General features: G+C 43.0%; 16 protein-coding genes. 5 read left to right on the top strand and 11 right to left on the bottom strand.

The features are described 5' to 3' along the window. Positions 1-15: 15 nt before the first annotated feature. Together IMZ31_RS02705 and IMZ31_RS02700 are read right to left on the bottom strand one after the other, a co-directional pair. Positions 16-741 (bottom strand): N-acetylmuramoyl-L-alanine amidase, encoded by a 726-nt coding sequence (locus tag IMZ31_RS02705; RefSeq protein WP_207529112.1) that lies wholly within the window; start codon positions 739-741, stop codon positions 16-18. Further along, positions 719-1,030 (bottom strand): hypothetical protein, encoded by a 312-nt coding sequence (locus IMZ31_RS02700; RefSeq protein WP_207529111.1) that lies wholly within the window; start codon positions 1,028-1,030, stop codon positions 719-721. The genes IMZ31_RS02705 and IMZ31_RS02700 overlap by 23 nt, the downstream gene beginning before the upstream one ends. Before the next feature lie 205 nt (positions 1,031-1,235). Here IMZ31_RS02700 and IMZ31_RS02695 point away from each other — a divergent pair, with 205 nt between their 5' ends. From IMZ31_RS02695 to IMZ31_RS02675, 5 genes are all read left to right on the top strand, one after another. Then, positions 1,236-2,249, top strand: a complete 1,014-nt coding sequence (locus IMZ31_RS02695; protein ID WP_207529110.1) for an ABC transporter ATP-binding protein — start codon at positions 1,236-1,238, stop codon at positions 2,247-2,249. After that, complete coding sequence (locus IMZ31_RS02690) at positions 2,230-3,204, top strand: ABC transporter ATP-binding protein (RefSeq protein ID WP_207529109.1); 975 nt, start codon at positions 2,230-2,232, stop codon at positions 3,202-3,204. The genes IMZ31_RS02695 and IMZ31_RS02690 overlap by 20 nt, the downstream gene beginning before the upstream one ends. A gap of 42 nt (positions 3,205-3,246) precedes the next feature. Beyond that, positions 3,247-4,917 (top strand): ABC transporter substrate-binding protein, encoded by a 1,671-nt coding sequence (locus IMZ31_RS02685; RefSeq protein ID WP_207529108.1) that lies wholly within the window; start codon positions 3,247-3,249, stop codon positions 4,915-4,917. Between the two features lie 176 nt (positions 4,918-5,093). Next, a complete protein-coding gene (locus tag IMZ31_RS02680; RefSeq protein WP_207529107.1) occupies positions 5,094-6,098 on the top strand; it encodes an ABC transporter permease in 1,005 nt (334 codons plus the stop codon). Positions 6,099-6,112: 14 nt separating this feature from the next. Then, complete coding sequence (locus IMZ31_RS02675) at positions 6,113-7,009, top strand: ABC transporter permease (RefSeq protein ID WP_207529106.1); 897 nt, start codon at positions 6,113-6,115, stop codon at positions 7,007-7,009. Positions 7,010-7,068: 59 nt separating this feature from the next. Here IMZ31_RS02675 and IMZ31_RS02670 read toward each other — a convergent pair whose 3' ends face one another. From IMZ31_RS02670 to trpE, 9 genes are all read right to left on the bottom strand, one after another. After that, positions 7,069-8,529 carry an FAD-binding domain-containing protein gene (locus IMZ31_RS02670; RefSeq protein ID WP_207529105.1) on the bottom strand — a complete coding sequence of 487 codons (1,461 nt, stop codon included), beginning with the start codon at positions 8,527-8,529 and terminating at the stop codon, positions 7,069-7,071. A gap of 128 nt (positions 8,530-8,657) precedes the next feature. Next, positions 8,658-8,954 (bottom strand): hypothetical protein, encoded by a 297-nt coding sequence (locus tag IMZ31_RS02665; RefSeq protein ID WP_036783902.1) that lies wholly within the window; start codon positions 8,952-8,954, stop codon positions 8,658-8,660. A gap of 239 nt (positions 8,955-9,193) precedes the next feature. Further along, positions 9,194-9,793, bottom strand: a complete 600-nt coding sequence (locus tag IMZ31_RS02660; RefSeq protein WP_207529104.1) for an anthranilate synthase component II — start codon at positions 9,791-9,793, stop codon at positions 9,194-9,196. A 43-nt stretch (positions 9,794-9,836) separates the two neighbouring features. After that, positions 9,837-10,649 carry a tryptophan synthase subunit alpha gene (trpA, locus tag IMZ31_RS02655; protein WP_207530280.1) on the bottom strand — a complete coding sequence of 271 codons (813 nt, stop codon included), beginning with the start codon at positions 10,647-10,649 and terminating at the stop codon, positions 9,837-9,839. A gap of 13 nt (positions 10,650-10,662) precedes the next feature. Beyond that, on the bottom strand, positions 10,663-11,853 hold the full coding sequence (gene trpB / locus IMZ31_RS02650; protein ID WP_207529103.1) for a tryptophan synthase subunit beta: 1,191 nt from the start codon (positions 11,851-11,853) through the stop codon (positions 10,663-10,665). Further along, the gene (locus tag IMZ31_RS02645) at positions 11,831-12,490 is read right to left on the bottom strand and encodes a phosphoribosylanthranilate isomerase (RefSeq protein WP_207529102.1); all 660 of its coding nucleotides are present in this window, start codon (positions 12,488-12,490) and stop codon (positions 11,831-11,833) included. Before IMZ31_RS02645 ends, trpB begins: the two co-directional genes overlap by 23 nt. Continuing rightward, positions 12,471-13,247 carry an indole-3-glycerol phosphate synthase TrpC gene (gene trpC, locus IMZ31_RS02640; RefSeq protein WP_207529101.1) on the bottom strand — a complete coding sequence of 259 codons (777 nt, stop codon included), beginning with the start codon at positions 13,245-13,247 and terminating at the stop codon, positions 12,471-12,473. Before trpC ends, IMZ31_RS02645 begins: the two co-directional genes overlap by 20 nt. Beyond that, positions 13,240-14,265, bottom strand: coding sequence for an anthranilate phosphoribosyltransferase (gene trpD / locus IMZ31_RS02635; protein ID WP_207529100.1), 1,026 nt, complete (start codon positions 14,263-14,265; stop codon positions 13,240-13,242). The genes trpC and trpD overlap by 8 nt, the downstream gene beginning before the upstream one ends. Then, a complete protein-coding gene (trpE, locus tag IMZ31_RS02630; RefSeq protein ID WP_207529099.1) occupies positions 14,258-15,781 on the bottom strand; it encodes an anthranilate synthase component I in 1,524 nt (507 codons plus the stop codon). The genes trpD and trpE overlap by 8 nt, the downstream gene beginning before the upstream one ends. Positions 15,782-15,997: the final 216 nt, after the last annotated feature.

The raw sequence follows: 15,997 nt of genomic DNA, 5'->3' as shown, positions 1-15,997 counted from the left end.
GAGTTGGCACTATTTTTATGCATCGATTACATAAACCGTCCACCCGAACTCACCCTCTAGTACGGATGCATAGCGCTCAGCTTCCTCTTTTGATACAAAGGTCCCTGTTATAAGCCGGTACGGAGGGTTAAAGTTTGAATGATCCGCTCGTTCATACACCGTCCAGTTAAAGCGACTTAATAAGCGCTTTTTACCTTTTGATAATTCTTCGGCCGTAGAGAATGTGCCTGTCATTATTCGGTACCTTTTAACGTCTGCTTCCACCTTCGCTTTTTCCAACACAGCCCTATAGTCAAAACTAGGGCAAGCCTTCCATTCATAACCTGGAAATTCATTGTGACCTAACGTACGCTCATAGCGGGGCATTTCTTCCTTCAATGCCTCATGAAGGACCCTGAGTGCCTTCTTTTGATCTAAACTCGGCTCATAATACCTGAAATCTCCTACCAAACAAACTCCGATCGCTCTTTTATTCCCATTTCCTACGTGATAACTCATTCGATCCAAATCGTGGTTCCATTCAATCGTTCCATCTTTCAGAATGACAAAGTGATAGCCGATCCCTGGCCATTGGTTCGTATGGACATGATACCTAGCAAAGGCTTCTGAGTCCCCCTCATCTGTTAACGAATGGTGGATTGCAATATCTGTTTTACTTTCTAAACCACCCCGTTTATAATCCCCATCCTGCGCTGTTTTCCCACGCAGATCTACTAGTTTAGGTAGACTTTTGATTTTCATCCTCTCCCTCCTTCTTCGTCTCTTCCTCTATAACTTCTTTATTTGCCTCCTGATCTAAAAGCTGTTGTTCTTCTTCCTTAGATTTGATTTCCTCTTCTAACACTTCCTTAATGACTTCCTTCTCGGGTGAATGGATGACGCCGAGGAAGATTAAGATTGAGAGAATCACGCTCACGTACATTTCATATCGATCTACCATATTGATAAACCCACAATCTTGCAAGAACATCCCTAAAAGCGCTGCAATGGCTACCCATAGTCGATAACTCTTCCATCTATTCCTCTTCATATACTCACCTCCTTTTCTCTTTCTATAGAGTATGAAAGGTGGTCCACTTTTGACTGTACATTCCAGGAAAAACAACCCCTTTCTCCTCTATAATCGCGTGCAAATTATTTTAAGGTGTCTACCTTCTACCAAAATCAATTCATGAATATTCATTTCATTACATGAATAGAGTGATAGTACTAGATTTAGAGAAAGAGGTGGAACTGTGGACAAGCAGCAGGACATTTTACATGTACAAGGGTTACGGACAAGTTTCTTTACTGATAATGGAATTGTACCAGCAGTCGATCATATCGATTTCACCATTCATAAAGGGGAAGTATTGGGGATTGTTGGAGAGTCCGGATGCGGAAAAAGCGTAACGTCGCTATCGATTATGGGCCTTCTCCCTCAAGCAGGGAGAATCGTCGGCGGAGAGATTTTATTTCAAGGGGAATCCCTTACGAAAGCTACTGAAAAACGAATGCGGTCTATAAGAGGAAATGAAATTGCAATGATTTTTCAGGAGCCGATGACCTCACTCAATCCCCTTTTTAAAATAGGAAATCAGCTCACTGAAGCCATTCATACCCACCAAGCATGCTCGAAAGAAGATGCCAGAAAGCGAACAGTTGAGATGCTTGAGCTTGTTGGGCTACCGAGAGCTAAGCAACTACTTAACGATTACCCTCATCAGTTATCAGGGGGCATGAGACAAAGAGTAATGATTGCGATGAGCATGATCTGTGAACCACAACTTTTAATTGCGGACGAGCCTACAACAGCTTTAGACGTCACGATTCAGAAACAAATTCTTCAGTTGATGAAAGAGTTGAACCAGAAGCTCCATACATCCATTATGATGATTACTCATGACCTCGGTGTTGTAGCTGAAGTATGTGACCGAGTTGTCGTAATGTATGCGGGAAAAATTGTCGAGGAAGCCCCTATTAAGACGATTTTCAAACACGCCTTACATCCATACACACAAGGGCTACTCGCATCTGTTCCAGATATTCGTTCTAAAAAGGATCGCCTTCAATCCATACCAGGTAACGTGCCAAAGCCTGGATCCATTGATACGGGCTGTCGCTTTGCGGAGCGTTGCGAGCATGCAATGGAGCGATGTTTTGTCGAAGACCCTCCTCTTTACAAGGCAGAGGAGAGTCAACAAGTAAGATGTTTCCTTTATGACACAGAAACTAAAAAGGAGGAAGGCCATGAAACTACCACTCCTTGAAGTAAACCAAATTAAAAAATACTTCCCCATTAAGGGTGGAATTCTGAGCAAAAAAGTCGGAGAGGTCAAAGCCGTGGATGGTGTTTCATTTGCCGTGTACAAAGGAGAAACGTTAGGTCTTGTAGGGGAAAGTGGATGTGGAAAGTCGACAATCGGACGCCTCTTACTCCGTCTTCAGGAAGCAACAGATGGCGAAATACGATTTGAGGACAAAAATATCCAAGCCCTCTCACCTAACCTTATGAAAAAAATTCGAAAAGAAATGCAGCTCGTCTTCCAAGATCCTTATGCCTCCCTTAATCCAAGGCACAAAGTTGAGAAGATCCTAGAAGAGCCACTTATTGTTCATGGCATTAAGGATAAAAAAGAGCGGAGGGAACGTGTCATGAACATGCTCGAAACGGTCGGATTAGACCGATACCATGCCGCGCGTTATCCCCATCAATTTAGTGGCGGACAGCGTCAGCGAATCGGCATTGCCCGTGCGTTAATGACAAATCCAAAGCTCATCATCGCAGATGAACCTGTCTCCGCTCTAGACGTTTCCATACAGTCCCAAGTATTGAACTTGTTAAAGGATTTACAAGCTGAATTTGACCTCACCTATATTTTTATTGCACACGATTTAGGAGTTGTTCGTCATATCAGCGACCGTGTTGGCGTAATGTATTTAGGAAGAATGGTCGAGCTAACAGACAGTGAAACACTTTACGAGGAACCGCTTCACCCTTACACCAAGTCTCTCCTCTCTGCTGTTCCTGTTCCAGACCCAGACTATCAATCAGATAGTGAAGTTTTAACTGGGGAAATCCCGAGTGCTTCTAAACCTCCTAAAGGCTGTGCCTTTCACACAAGGTGCAAAGAGTGTATGGACGTCTGCAAAACGAGCCGCCCTGCTTTTCAAGAAATTAGTCCTGGGCATCACGTTGCGTGCCATCTTTATGGTGATGCGTAACATTTATATAAAGCTTTTAAAAATTAAGGGGGAATTTCAAGAATGACGAAACGTTTTTGGCTTTTATCATTACTACTTATGCTTGTCTTATCTGTGGCTCTAGTTGGTTGCAGTGACAAGGAGAAAGAAGACGAAACGAAGGAACCTGCGACAGAAGACCAAACTGATGACGCTACAGAAGAAACGACGGACGATGGTTCAGAAGAGGGTACTACGGAAGTAAAGGACACACTAGTTTATGCTCGTGGCGGAGACTCAACAGCTCTTGATCCGATTACAACGACGGAAGGTGAAACATTCCGCGTTACCGAGAACCTTTTTGAAACCCTATTAAACTATGAAGATACAAATACAGAACTTGTTCCAGGTCTGGCTAAGGAGTGGGACGTTTCTGAAGATGGGTTAACCTACACCTTCTCACTTCAAGAAGGCGTAACATTCCACGATGGAACTCCTTTCAACGCAGAAGCAGTTGTATTTAACTTTGAACGTTGGATGAACGGGGATGCAGATCAATTCCCTTACTACACCATGTTTGGTGGATTTAAAGGAGACGAGGGACACGTTATTGCAGGCGTTGAAGCTGTTGACGAGTTTACCGTTCAATTTACTTTAAATCGCCCACAAGCTCCGTTCCTGAAAAACTTAGCCATGTCTCCATTCGGAATGGCAAGCCCAGCTGCCCTCGAGGAATATGGCGACAAGTTCACAGAAAACCCTGTTGGAACAGGACCTTTCAAGTTTTCAGAGTGGAAACGGAACGAACGTATTGTATTAGAAAAGAACGAAGATTACTGGAAAGATGGACTACCGAAGCTTAATAAAGTGGTTTACACGGTTATCCCTGAAAACTCTGCTCGCCTGAATGCTCTGATGACAGGTGAAGTTGATCTCATTGATGGCGTAAATCCGTCTGATGTAGAACGAATCAAAGCAGATGACACTCTTCAACTACTAGAACGCCCATCTATGAATATTGGATACATGGCTTTTACTATGAACCGTGAAACACCAATGGCTGATGTATTGGTGCGCCAGGCTCTCTCTCATGCCGTACCGAAGGATCAAATCATTGAGGCCTTCTACGGAGGGTTAGCAGAACCTGCAAAAACCGTTATGCCTCCAAGTATTGAAGGATACAACGATGATATTGAGGATTATGAGTACGATTTAGAAAAAGCTAAATCTCTCTTGGCTGAAGCCGGATATGCAGATGGCTTCGAGTTTGACTTATGGTATATGCCTGTTCCACGCCCGTATATTCCAGAAGGCCAAAAAATCGCAGAAGTCCTACAACAAAGCTTCGCTCAAATCGGGGTCACAGCGAACTTACAAACGGCTGACTGGGGTACGTATCTTGAGAAAGCCAGCAAAGGAGACTTTGATGCCTTCTTACTTGGCTGGACAGGTGACAATGGCGACCCTGACAACTTCATTTACACATTACTTGATAAAGACAGCATCGGTAGTAACAACTATGCCTACTACTCAAACGATGAGCTTCACGATATCTTGATTGAAGCTCAAACCATAACCGACCAAGACAAACGTAACGAGCTATACAAAGAAGCCCAAGTCATCGTACACAATGACGCACCATGGATTCCACTTGTTCACTCAACTCCAGTCATCGCAGCTAAGAAAGAAATCAGCGGCTACATCCCACACCCAACCGGATCCGAACCAGTCACAAACACAGAATTCACCAAATAAAAGTTTCACACATTAAAGCAGTAAACGGTGCCAGACACCATGCCATACTGTACAGTGTTAAAGAACTGAAGGGTGCCTGACACCCTCAGTTGCTGTGCAGCATTAAAGTGGTGCAGGGTGTCTGGCACCCTTCTTTATGATAAAGCAGTAAAGTTTGCTAATACGGGAGGTGTCGTATGGGGGCTTATGCCGTTCGTAGGATTTTTATGCTTTTACCTGTTTTGTTTGGTATGAGTTTACTGGTTTTTTCGATCATTTATTTAATACCTGGTAATCCAGCACAGATTATATTGGGGCAACGAGCCACCGTTGAAGCCATTGCTGAAGTGGAGAAGCAGCTCGGGCTTGATCAACCATGGCATATTCAGTATGTAGATTATATTGGCAGCCTTCTTCAAGGGGACCTTGGAACATCTATTAAAACGGACGTTCCAATTAGTCAGGAGATCTTCCCTTATCTGGCTGCTACAGTAGAATTAACGATTGTCGCTATGGTCATCGCTATATTTATCGGTATCAACGCAGGAATCATTAGTGCTTGGTTTCATAACTCTTGGTTCGACTATACCGCTATGGTGTTTGCTCTTATCGGTGTTTCGATGCCAATCTTCTGGCTCGGTTTAATGGAGCAATATATCTTCTCTGTTCAATTAGACTGGCTCCCTTCTACCGGCCGTTATGAAGCTTCAAGCGTAATAGATCCCATCACTCATTTATATTTGGTGGACACGCTTTTACAAGGAAACATGGAACAATTTACAGACGTAGCCAAGCACCTAGTTTTACCTGGCATTGCTCTTGCCACTATTCCAATGGCCATTATCGCCCGCATGACTCGTTCATCAATGCTTGAGGTTATGCGTTCTGATTATATCCGTACTGCACGCGCAAAAGGGCTCACAAACTTCTGGGTTGTGTACAAGCACTCTCTAAAAAATGCAGTGATTCCCGTCCTTACAGTTATTGGGCTTCAAACCGGACTATTATTAGGTGGCGCCATATTAACCGAAACCATCTTCGGTTGGCCAGGGATTGGACGTTATATTTACGACGCCATCCAGTACAGGGACTACCCTGTTATCCAGTCTGGGATTCTATTAATTGCAACGATCTTCGTCTTTATTAACGTCATTGTGGACTTGCTTTACGCCGTTATCGATCCACGAATCGATTATAAATAGAAAGGAGGAAACGCATGCAGCAGACCACACCTTCACTACAACAACCTGTGGACACTTCTATAGAAAAACCATCATCTCCTTGGCGTGACGCATGGCGAAGCTTTGCCAAGAATAAGATTGCTATTGCAGGCTTGAGTATTGTTGTCTTTTTTATCTTAGTGGCGCTTCTCGCCCCACTTATTATGCCCTATGATCATACGAAACCAGATCTATTAAATCGATTAAAGGGTCCTTCTGCTGAGCACTGGCTTGGGACAGATGACTTCGGACGAGATATTCTATCACGCATTATTTACGGTGCAAGAATCTCTCTTTGGGTCGGCTTCTCTTGTGTAGCAGGATCCATCCTAGTCGGCTGTACACTTGGTATATTAGCCGGATTTTACGGAAAATGGGTGGATACAGTCATCTCAAGAATATTTGATATTCTCCTGGCCTTCCCTAGCATCCTTCTCGCTATTGCAATCGTAGCTATACTAGGACCGGATTTACAAAATGCACTCATTGCCATCGCTGTCATTAACGTACCGAATTTCGGTAGACTCATTCGTTCAAAAGTGTTGAGTGTGAAAGAAGAAGAATACATCACAGCAGCTAGATCAATTGGCATGAATGATGCGCGTATCCTTTTCCATCACGTACTCCCTAACAGTATGACCCCTGTCATTGTACAAGGGACACTTGCTGTAGCTACAGCGATTATTGAAGTAGCCGCACTAAGTTTCCTTGGTCTAGGTGCACAGTCACCAGACGTTGATTGGGGGAAAATGCTCGCAGATTCAAAAAGTTATCTTGTACAAGCCCCGTGGACGATGATCTTCCCAGGACTTGCCATTATGTTGACAGTGCTTGGTTTCAATTTAATGGGGGATGGATTGCGGGATGCCCTTGACCCTAAGATGAAACAATAAGATTCTTGACCAATAAAAAGCGCGAAGAGTTCCATTAACCCTTCGCGCTTTTATACGTTTTATTCCGTAAACAAATCAAATACGATTTGTTCATCACCTTCCTTAGCTGCTTCCTTCTTTTCTGAATCCTCCCCACTACTTTCAATGTCTGCCATCCGTGTCTTCACATGTCGATTAGCTCTACCTACATCAACAATGGGACCATAGTAATCCAAGTGAAAGAAGCCATCATATTTCCAAGGTTCATGAATGTATTGATCCGGAACATGCTTTAATTCCGGTATATACTGGCGCACGAACCTCCCTTCTGGGTCATTCTTTTTCCCTTCTTTGACAGGGTCATATAAGCGCACCCTTTTACTAGATTCAGGTGAGACGACTAGATGTACCTGTTTATAATAAATACCTGGCTCATAATCTACGAAAAGTCCCGCAAGGTATTCAGCTGGTTCCTGCCAGTTCATCCTGAGTGTGTGACACGCAAAAGATAAAAGCATGGCACGAGATCTAAAGTTAAGCCAACCTGTCTTTATTAGAGCTCGCATCGCTGCATCAATTATAGGGAGCCCCGTCTCTCCTCTAGACCACCGTTCGAAGCCTTCTTCCCATACTTCCCTACTTGGATCGAATGAAGGATTACCAGAGTTGCAAGCAAATTGAGGGTGGTCCTCAATCCATTGAATGGAACGACAATGCTCTTCCAGCTTAGAGTTGAACGCTTTTAATTGTTTCCTATCATCACTCTTATCACAATGCTCTATCGCTTCCTTTGTTTTCTGCACGACCTGCCTCATAGATATATTCCCAAAGGCAAGGTAAGGAGAAAGTCGGCTACAAGTGTTCGTTGAAGCAAGAGGATTAGCAAGTTCTTCTTTGTACCTTGTAAATCGCCCGTCAAGAAAGCTCTCAAGCGTTTCATGCGCCAGTCCTTCTCCCCCTTGTTGCCCGTATTTGATACGCGATCCTCCGGTTTTAAACCTCAAAAGCGTATCCATATTAGTGGTGATCGTACTTGGTAGAATTTCCTGATCTAGGGTAAGAATCGAATTAGGAGCATTCATAACAGGCGTTTCGATAAACTCTTTCCAATCTTTCTTAAAAAGCTCCTCGCTCTTCTCTCCCCGCACAACCCCACAGTGTTGATATTCATGAAAAAGAAGACCGCGATCCTTCATCCATTGACGCACACGCTTGTCTCGCTCGTATGTAACAGGAGTTCCATTCTCTTCATGAGCATGCAATGTAAAAGGGCCCACCGATTCGTAAATCGTATTTAGAACGCTCTCCATCTCTGCAATCGTCACGAACATTGATCCCCCTAATTCTTTAAAAGCTCCCTGTAAATCTTCCAAACTTTCTTTCACGAACTGGAAATGGCGAATGGACAGTTCACTCTCTTGCCAAATAGACGGTTCCGCCACATAAAGAGGTAAAATAGGCTCCTTTTCTCTCCATGCTTCTTGAAGCGGACGATGATCATGAATACGTAAATCTCGTTTATACCAAACTACATGTAACACAAGAATCCCCCCTCTTGATGTACAATTATTGTAAATCAAATTGGAAACATTCGCACAGAAATAGAAGCGCTCTCCATAAAAAAGGAGTACTCGATTACCGAGTACTCCTTCTCTATCTAACATAAACTTTATAAATGATAGGCAATTCCCCTGCAAAATTCGTAAACAAAATCTGCATCAACCATCTTCGTTGATCCATTGGCAGAACATAAGTAAAAGGTACCTTCTTGATTATGAATATAATCTCCACTTCCAACGTATTGACCGTTTCTTAATTCAATTAAGCAATTAGGCACGTGTACGATATTTTCATTTCTAAAAGTAATCAAATACTCTACAGTTTTCTCATCTTGTTCTTGTTTCGCCCGGGAAATGCTTTGCAATAAACTTAAGTCCGATTCAAGAAACTTTGCTGTCATTGTCATATGCATGCCCTCCTATTATTTTTATATAATACCCGTTTCCAAGTATTATAAAACGTTTCTAGTGAAAAAACGCGCGAATTTTGTAGATTGTTCTAAATTTTCTAATAATATTATGTAAAATATTTATTACAGATAGATACTGCCTTCTTTTCGTAAGACTACCCCACTGCCCCGCTACAAAAAAAAGTAGTCCAGTTCAAGGAAATCATCCCCTTAAATACTGAACTACTTCTATACATCTATTGAACTGCTTCTTTTTTAGTGGTCGCAACCTCATAATAGTCTAAGAAATTACGAAGGAGTTTCTTACCATGTTCCGTTAAGATCGATTCAGGGTGGAACTGAACGCCTTCCACTGCGAAATCCATGTGACGAACTCCCATTAAGTCACCCTCTGGCGTACGCGCGGTAACTTCCAGACTCGGTGGCAGCGTTACTTCACTCCCTATTAGTGAGTGGTAACGAGCCACGGTAAATGGAAGAGGAATTTGATTATACATGCTACGTCCATCATGTATAACGAGCGAGGTCTTGCCATGGAACAACTCTTTCGCTCGACCAATCTCCCCACCAAACGCTTGAATAATCGTTTGATGTCCAAGGCAAACGCCTAAGATCGGCGTGACTCCTGCAAATTGACGAACGACCTCTAAACAAATTCCGGCTTCATTTGGACTACATGGACCAGGAGATAAAATGATAGCATCAGGCGCCATAGCTCTAATCTCCTCAATAGTCACCTCGTCATTTCTCCTTACTGTGATATCTCCATAAATCTCACCTACATATTGAACTAAGTTATATGTGAAAGAGTCATAGTTATCAATCATTAAGATCATATTTACTCTCCTATTCTCGGCTATTCTCGGCTCCAAAGGAATATTATTCGTTCCCTTTAACTAACTGCTCCACTTCACTCTGTAACTCTTGCAACGCTCCTGCTCTAGTCGTTTCATTTGATAGAGCTTCACGATGAGTGTCGATTAATTTAATGATTTTACTTCCAATAATGACACCGTCACTATGGCCTTGGACAAGCTTAACTTGTTCATAGCTCGAGATCCCAAACCCAACCGCTACAGGCACTTGGCTATATTGCTTCACCTTCTCTAAGAAAGAAGCGATATCAGGGTTCATATCCTTTCGTTCCCCCGTTACACCAAGAGAGGAAACGCAGTAAAGGAATCCTTTTGCTTGCTCTGCAATACGCTTAATGCGTTCTTCTGAATTTGGGGCCACAAGGGATATGAGCTCGACCCCGTACTGTTCTGTAAATCCTCGAATATCTTCACTTTCTTCTAGCGGAATATCAGGAATGAGTAATCCATCCACATCATTTTCTTCCATTGCCTTCGCAAAAGCTTCAAGACCATATCGTAAAACAGGATTGTAGTACGTAAATAGGACAACCGGAATAGTAACCCCGCGCTCCCTCATCTTTGGAACCAGCTTCATCGCTTCTGTCAGGTTCATTCCTTGCGCTAAAGCTCGACCTGCTGCTTCTTGAATCGTTGGTCCATCAGCTAGCGGATCTGAATAAGGAACTCCTAGTTCTAATACATCTGCTCCGCTTTGCTGCATTGTGTACGCAATCTCAACAGTCGCCTCAGGAGTCGGGTCCCCACTCATGATAAACGGTATAAATAAATCTTTCTCGCGCTTCAACCTCTTTTGAAAACGTGTTTGTTCGACCATTTGCGTCATTGTGTTACCCCTCCTGAAATTGTTCCATAATCGTATTCATATCTTTGTCTCCTCGACCAGACACGTTAATCACAATGGTTTCACTAGGATCCATTTGTTTTGCTTCTTTAACAGCTTGAGCAATGGCGTGAGCACTCTCTATAGCTGGAATAATACCTTCCGCCTGCGAGAGGGTTTTTACGGCTTCTAACGCTTCAGCATCTGTAATTGATTCGTATCGAACGCGACCGGAACTGTGCAAGTAAGCATGCTCTGGTCCAATACCTGGATAGTCAAGTCCAGCCGAAATGGAATAAGGCTCTACGATCTGGCCGTGATCATCCTGAATTAAATACGTCATAGAACCATGAATAATTCCTTGTGTTCCATTAAGAAGCGTTGCTGCATGATCAGGGGTATCAATTCCTTTTCCAGCCGCTTCAATTCCAACAAGCTCTACATCGTCCTCTAAGAATGGATAGAACATGCCAATTGCATTACTCCCTCCGCCTACACATGCGTAAATTCGATTAGGAAGCTTTCCTTCTTTTTCTTTGAACTGGCGCTTTGTTTCATCACCAATGACACGTTGGAAATCACGAACCATCTTCGGATATGGGTGCGGACCTACAACAGATCCGATTAGATAATAATGATCATCACAGTGGGCGACCCAGTAACGAATCGCTTCGTTGGTGGCATCTTTTAATGTCTTGTCACCAGAAGAGACAGAGATGACTTCCGCTCCTAATAACTGCATACGAAATACGTTTAGCTGCTGACGTTCAATATCTTTCTCTCCCATGAAGACCTTACATTCTAACCCAAGCTTCGCAGCTACGGTTGCAGATGCAACACCATGCTGACCGGCACCTGTTTCAGCTATAATCTTTTTCTTCCCCATCCTTTTGGCTAGAAGCGCCTGACCGATCGCATTGTTTAGCTTATGAGCTCCTGTATGATTTAGATCTTCACGCTTTAAGTAGATTTGGGCTCCACCTAATGTCTTCGTGAGCTGATCGGCATAAGTAAGAGCCGTTGGACGACCGCTGTAATGCTCTAGTTCATTACGGTAGGCTTCCTGAAAGCTCTCATCTTTCATAGCTTCATCAAGTGCATCTTCAATCTCTTTTAACGGAGCCATTAATGTCTCCGGTACAAATTGACCTCCATAATCCCCATAGCGACCTCTGTTATCCGGATATACGACTGACATGATGGATCCCCCTTACAAATTTACTTATCTTATCAATATCTTTAGCTTCATCTGATTCAATCCCTGAGGAAACGTCAATACCTTCAGGCTTTAACTTTACTAATTCACTCACGTTCTCATCTGTTACGCCCCCTGCAATAAAGCAAGGCACGCCTTGTCTTTTACCCTCTTCTATATAGAAAGGAGCCTGACCCCAGTCAAAGCGAACACCTGAACCTCCCCAGTGTCCTTTCACTTTAGAGTCAACCACGTATCCATCAACTACACCTTGAAACAAACCCATTCTTTCAAGCGCGTCTTCAGAGTGATGGATTGCCTTCCAGACCGGTTTCTTAAATCGCTCTTTTATGGCAAGGACTTCAGACAACGTCTCCGTTCCATGCAGTTGTATAATATCTAAATGAGTCAGGTGCAGGGCTTCTTCAATATCTTCGATGGACGGATTAACGAATACACCCACTATTTGCTGATTCTCGCTTAAAGGCGCTCGCTCTAACCAGTCTGAAACCTGTTCTGGAAGAACTTGGCGTTTACTTTCAGCGAAGATTACACCTACGTAAGGTACACCTGACTGGATGGAATTCTTTAGATCTTCAAAGCTTCGATTTCCACAAAATTTAAGAGCGGTTTGACTCATGATGTACACGTCCTAACATGTTGTGAATTTGTTTTGTCGCATTGTTCTCACGCATGAGAGCCTCTCCGACAAGGATTGCTTTGGCTCCTGCCTGTTTCACCCGCTTCACATCTTCATAAGAGAATAGACCACTTTCACTAACAACTAGACTGCCTTCAGGAATGAACCTAGCAATCTTTTCAGTTTGCTCGAGAGTCGTTTTGAAAGTCGTTAAATCTCGGTTATTCACGCCAATAATCTTTGGTTGAAAAACATCAAGAATGCGCTCGAGCGTTTCCGCTGCATGAACTTCCACCAAAGCATCGAGACCTAACTCTGTGGCTTTTTGATAAAGTTCGTAGAGCTTCTGAGGCTCTAACACTTCTCCTATAAGAAGAATGGCATCTGCACCAATCCGCGCACTCTCTTCCACTTGGAGCTCATCTATAATAAAGTCTTTTCGTAAGATAGGAACCTTAACGTGTTGCTTAACCGCCGTTAAGTCTTCCCTCTTGCCTTGGAAGTAGGTCTGATCGGTAAGAACAGATATCGCACTAGCTCCTGCTTCATTATATATAGCAGCAATTTCGACAGGACGAAAGTCTTCACGAATTACCCCCTTAGAAGGAGATGCCTTTTTCACTTCAGCAATGAGGGAAATGGGATCTTCTCCTGTACTTAACGCTTCATAAAAAGAACGCTTCTCTACTTCTGCTTGTTCAGGTAATGAAAGAGTGCTCACTTCTTCTTTCTTCGTTTCAATGATTCGATTAAGCATAACGCGCTCCCTCCAGTGTGTGTCGCAACGATTGATAATAATGATAAACCGTTTTATTCATTAATGCCTTCTGAACTTCTTGTACCCCTTCTTCAATAGAAGAAACTCTTCCTCCTACATAAAGACCAGCACCAGCGTTCAGGACAACAATATCTCTCGCACTCTCATTTGCGGTTCCTTCAAAGATTGCTTGTATGAGATTAGCGCTCTCTAGTGAATTTTGGACTTGTATCTCTTCTAAACGCCCACGCTTCAGACCAAATTGCTCGGGCTCAACGGTCGTTCTCGTCACAACGCCTTCTTTTAATTCCACCACGTTTGTTTGTTCTGAAATCGAAAATTCATCTAAGCCATCTTTTCCAGTTACAAGCAGAACATGCTCAGATCCAAGTTCGTGTAAAGTATGAGCCAACTTCTCTCCAAGCGAGGTATCATATATCCCGATCACTTGATGTCTGGCATTAGCAGGATTGGATAATGGACCTAGTACATTAAAGGCTGTACGAAAGCCAAGTTCCCGTCTTGCTGTTACAGCATGCTTCATGGCTTGGTGATAATTAGGTGCGAATAAAAACGTCATTCCTGTAGTCTCTAGCATTTCAGCCGCTTGTTCGGCTGTCGTATCAACCGGCACTCCAAGATACTCTAAAACGTCAGCACTTCCACTTGCAGATGATACTTTTCGGTTTCCGTGCTTCGCGACTTTCACATCCATTGAAGCTAATACGATTGCAACGGCTGTTGAGATATTAAATGTGGACAAACCATCTCCGCCCGTTCCACAGGTATCCACAACTACCTCTTCTGAATGTTGAATCGTTCGCATGTGCTTACGCATTCCTTTAGTAAATCCAAGAAGTTCTTCGACCGTTTCACCACGAAAACGCAAGATTGATAGGAAACTAGCAAGCTGCTCTGTACCGATTTCCCCTTTCATGATAAGATCCATAATCTGAAAAGCCTCTTGTTCCGTTAACGTCTCTTCATTTAACAATCGGTTAAGGGTTGCTTTAAGCATAGTTCGTCTCCTCCTCGTGAGATTTCGTTCCAAACAGTTCCTCTGCTTGATCAATGGTCTGCAACAGCGCACTTGCTTTATTCACGGTTTCCTGCCATTCTTTCTCAGGGTCGGAATCAGCTACAACACCTGCGCCAGCTTGCACGTGAGCCATTTGATCTTTAAGTAGAATGGTCCTGATTGCAATACACGAGTCGAGGTTTCCATCAAAACCAAAGTAAACGACGCCTCCGCCATATACGTTACGAGCAGTCGGCTCTAGTTCTTGCAGGATTTCCATAGCTCTGATTTTAGGAGCGCCTGATAATGTTCCTGCTGGGAATGCAGACTGAAATGCTTCAATCGGATGAGTCCCAGGACTAAGGTCGCCAGTAACTTTACTGATCATATGCATAACCCTTGAGAACTTCATGATTTCAGAAAGCACTGGAGTTCTGACTGTTCCAAAAGAAGCCACTCGGCCTACATCATTTCTCGCTAAGTCCACTAACATGTAGTGTTCTGATTTCTCTTTCTCATCTTGGAGAAGGTCTTCTGCCAAGGCATCATCATCTTCTTTTGTTTCCCCACGCTTTCTTGTGCCAGCTATGGGATGGATTTCAATTTCATCATCAGCTACCTGAATTAAACGTTCTGGGGAACTACCGATCAATTCATAATCCTGATAGTTAATATAAAACATATAAGGTGATGGGTTCACGTGCCGTAATACACGATACAACTGAAGTCCATCAACGCTCACTTTCTTTGAAAATCGTTGGGATAGTACAGATTGAAATATGTCTCCTGCGCGAATGTATTCCTTAATTTTCTCTACATCTTCTTTATATTTGCTCTTCTCATAGTTCGTCTCGACACCCTCGAGACCATTTGTTTTGCTATGGTTGTGAAAAGCTAAAAATGGCTGTGCCTCTTGAGTTGATGAAAGCTTTGACAAAAGCTCATTCACCTTATTTACAGCCTGGTCGTACTTTTGACGAAGTGTGTCTTCATCATCATCCTCGCTTCGAACAAATCGAACAAGGGTTAGCTCATTTGACTTATGGTCGTAAGCTAATAATGTTCGACAAAACAGAAAGTGGTAATGAGGCATGTTCAAATCGTCATATCGAGGAGCTGGTATTTTCTCCATATCAGAAATGGCATCATAAGAAACAAATCCGACTCCTCCGCCGTGAAATGGCAATGGGACATCTGGTAGTTTCACTTGTAGTCGATTAAAAATTTGATCAAAGCCGTCTTGAAGGGACTCTGCCTCTGTTGTTTCTTGCCGATCTTCATCGTAAAACGAAATTTGACCATTCGTTTCTGACATCGTAATAAATGGGTGTAAGCCAATAAAGGAATATCGAGACCAAGAGGAGGTATGGTCTCCGCTTTCTAATAAATAGACCGCTTCTTCGCGCAAGCGTTCATACATTTGAATGGGGGTTACCGTATCACTATAGCACTGATACGTAACGGGAACCGTCTTATGGGTAGACGACTCCTGTAAAAATTGAAGTATGTCTTTCATCGATCTCACCTCTCCATAATAAGTCATGGAAAATGAGAGGGCTTGAGGATAAATATATGGGGAACCATCTTCATATGATGGACCTATGCTCTACTCATCTCAACTAAAAACTCCTCAACTCACCTATCTCATTCTCAACTCACCTAAACTAATCTCTTCTATTTAACATCATACTAATCTAATCTACTCTGCATACATCTAATTGCCTAATTTTCT

Source organism: Pontibacillus sp. ALD_SL1 (assembly GCF_017355605.1).
This window is presented reverse-complemented; position numbering and strand designations above follow the sequence as displayed.

Excerpts from the sequence above, each read along its gene's own strand:
- IMZ31_RS02705 (WP_207529112.1), bottom strand. The coding sequence starts at position 741 with ATGAAAATCAAAAGTCTACCTAAACTAGTAGATCTGCGTGGGAAAACA.
- trpA (WP_207530280.1), bottom strand. The coding sequence starts at position 10,649 with ATGGTCGAACAAACACGTTTTCAAAAGAGGTTGAAGCGCGAGAAAGAT.
- IMZ31_RS02665 (WP_036783902.1), bottom strand. The coding sequence starts at position 8,954 with ATGACAATGACAGCAAAGTTTCTTGAATCGGACTTAAGTTTATTGCAA.
- trpB (WP_207529103.1), bottom strand. The coding sequence starts at position 11,853 with ATGTCAGTCGTATATCCGGATAACAGAGGTCGCTATGGGGATTATGGA.
- IMZ31_RS02680 (WP_207529107.1), top strand. The coding sequence starts at position 5,094 with ATGGGGGCTTATGCCGTTCGTAGGATTTTTATGCTTTTACCTGTTTTG.
- trpD (WP_207529100.1), bottom strand. The coding sequence starts at position 14,265 with ATGCTTAAAGCAACCCTTAACCGATTGTTAAATGAAGAGACGTTAACG.
- IMZ31_RS02690 (WP_207529109.1), top strand. The coding sequence starts at position 2,230 with ATGAAACTACCACTCCTTGAAGTAAACCAAATTAAAAAATACTTCCCC.
- IMZ31_RS02685 (WP_207529108.1), top strand. The coding sequence starts at position 3,247 with ATGACGAAACGTTTTTGGCTTTTATCATTACTACTTATGCTTGTCTTA.
- IMZ31_RS02700 (WP_207529111.1), bottom strand. The coding sequence starts at position 1,030 with ATGAAGAGGAATAGATGGAAGAGTTATCGACTATGGGTAGCCATTGCA.
- IMZ31_RS02675 (WP_207529106.1), top strand. The coding sequence starts at position 6,113 with ATGCAGCAGACCACACCTTCACTACAACAACCTGTGGACACTTCTATA.
- IMZ31_RS02660 (WP_207529104.1), bottom strand. The coding sequence starts at position 9,793 with ATGATCTTAATGATTGATAACTATGACTCTTTCACATATAACTTAGTT.
- IMZ31_RS02645 (WP_207529102.1), bottom strand. The coding sequence starts at position 12,490 with ATGAGTCAAACCGCTCTTAAATTTTGTGGAAATCGAAGCTTTGAAGAT.
- trpC (WP_207529101.1), bottom strand. The coding sequence starts at position 13,247 with ATGCTTAATCGAATCATTGAAACGAAGAAAGAAGAAGTGAGCACTCTT.
- trpE (WP_207529099.1), bottom strand. The coding sequence starts at position 15,781 with ATGAAAGACATACTTCAATTTTTACAGGAGTCGTCTACCCATAAGACG.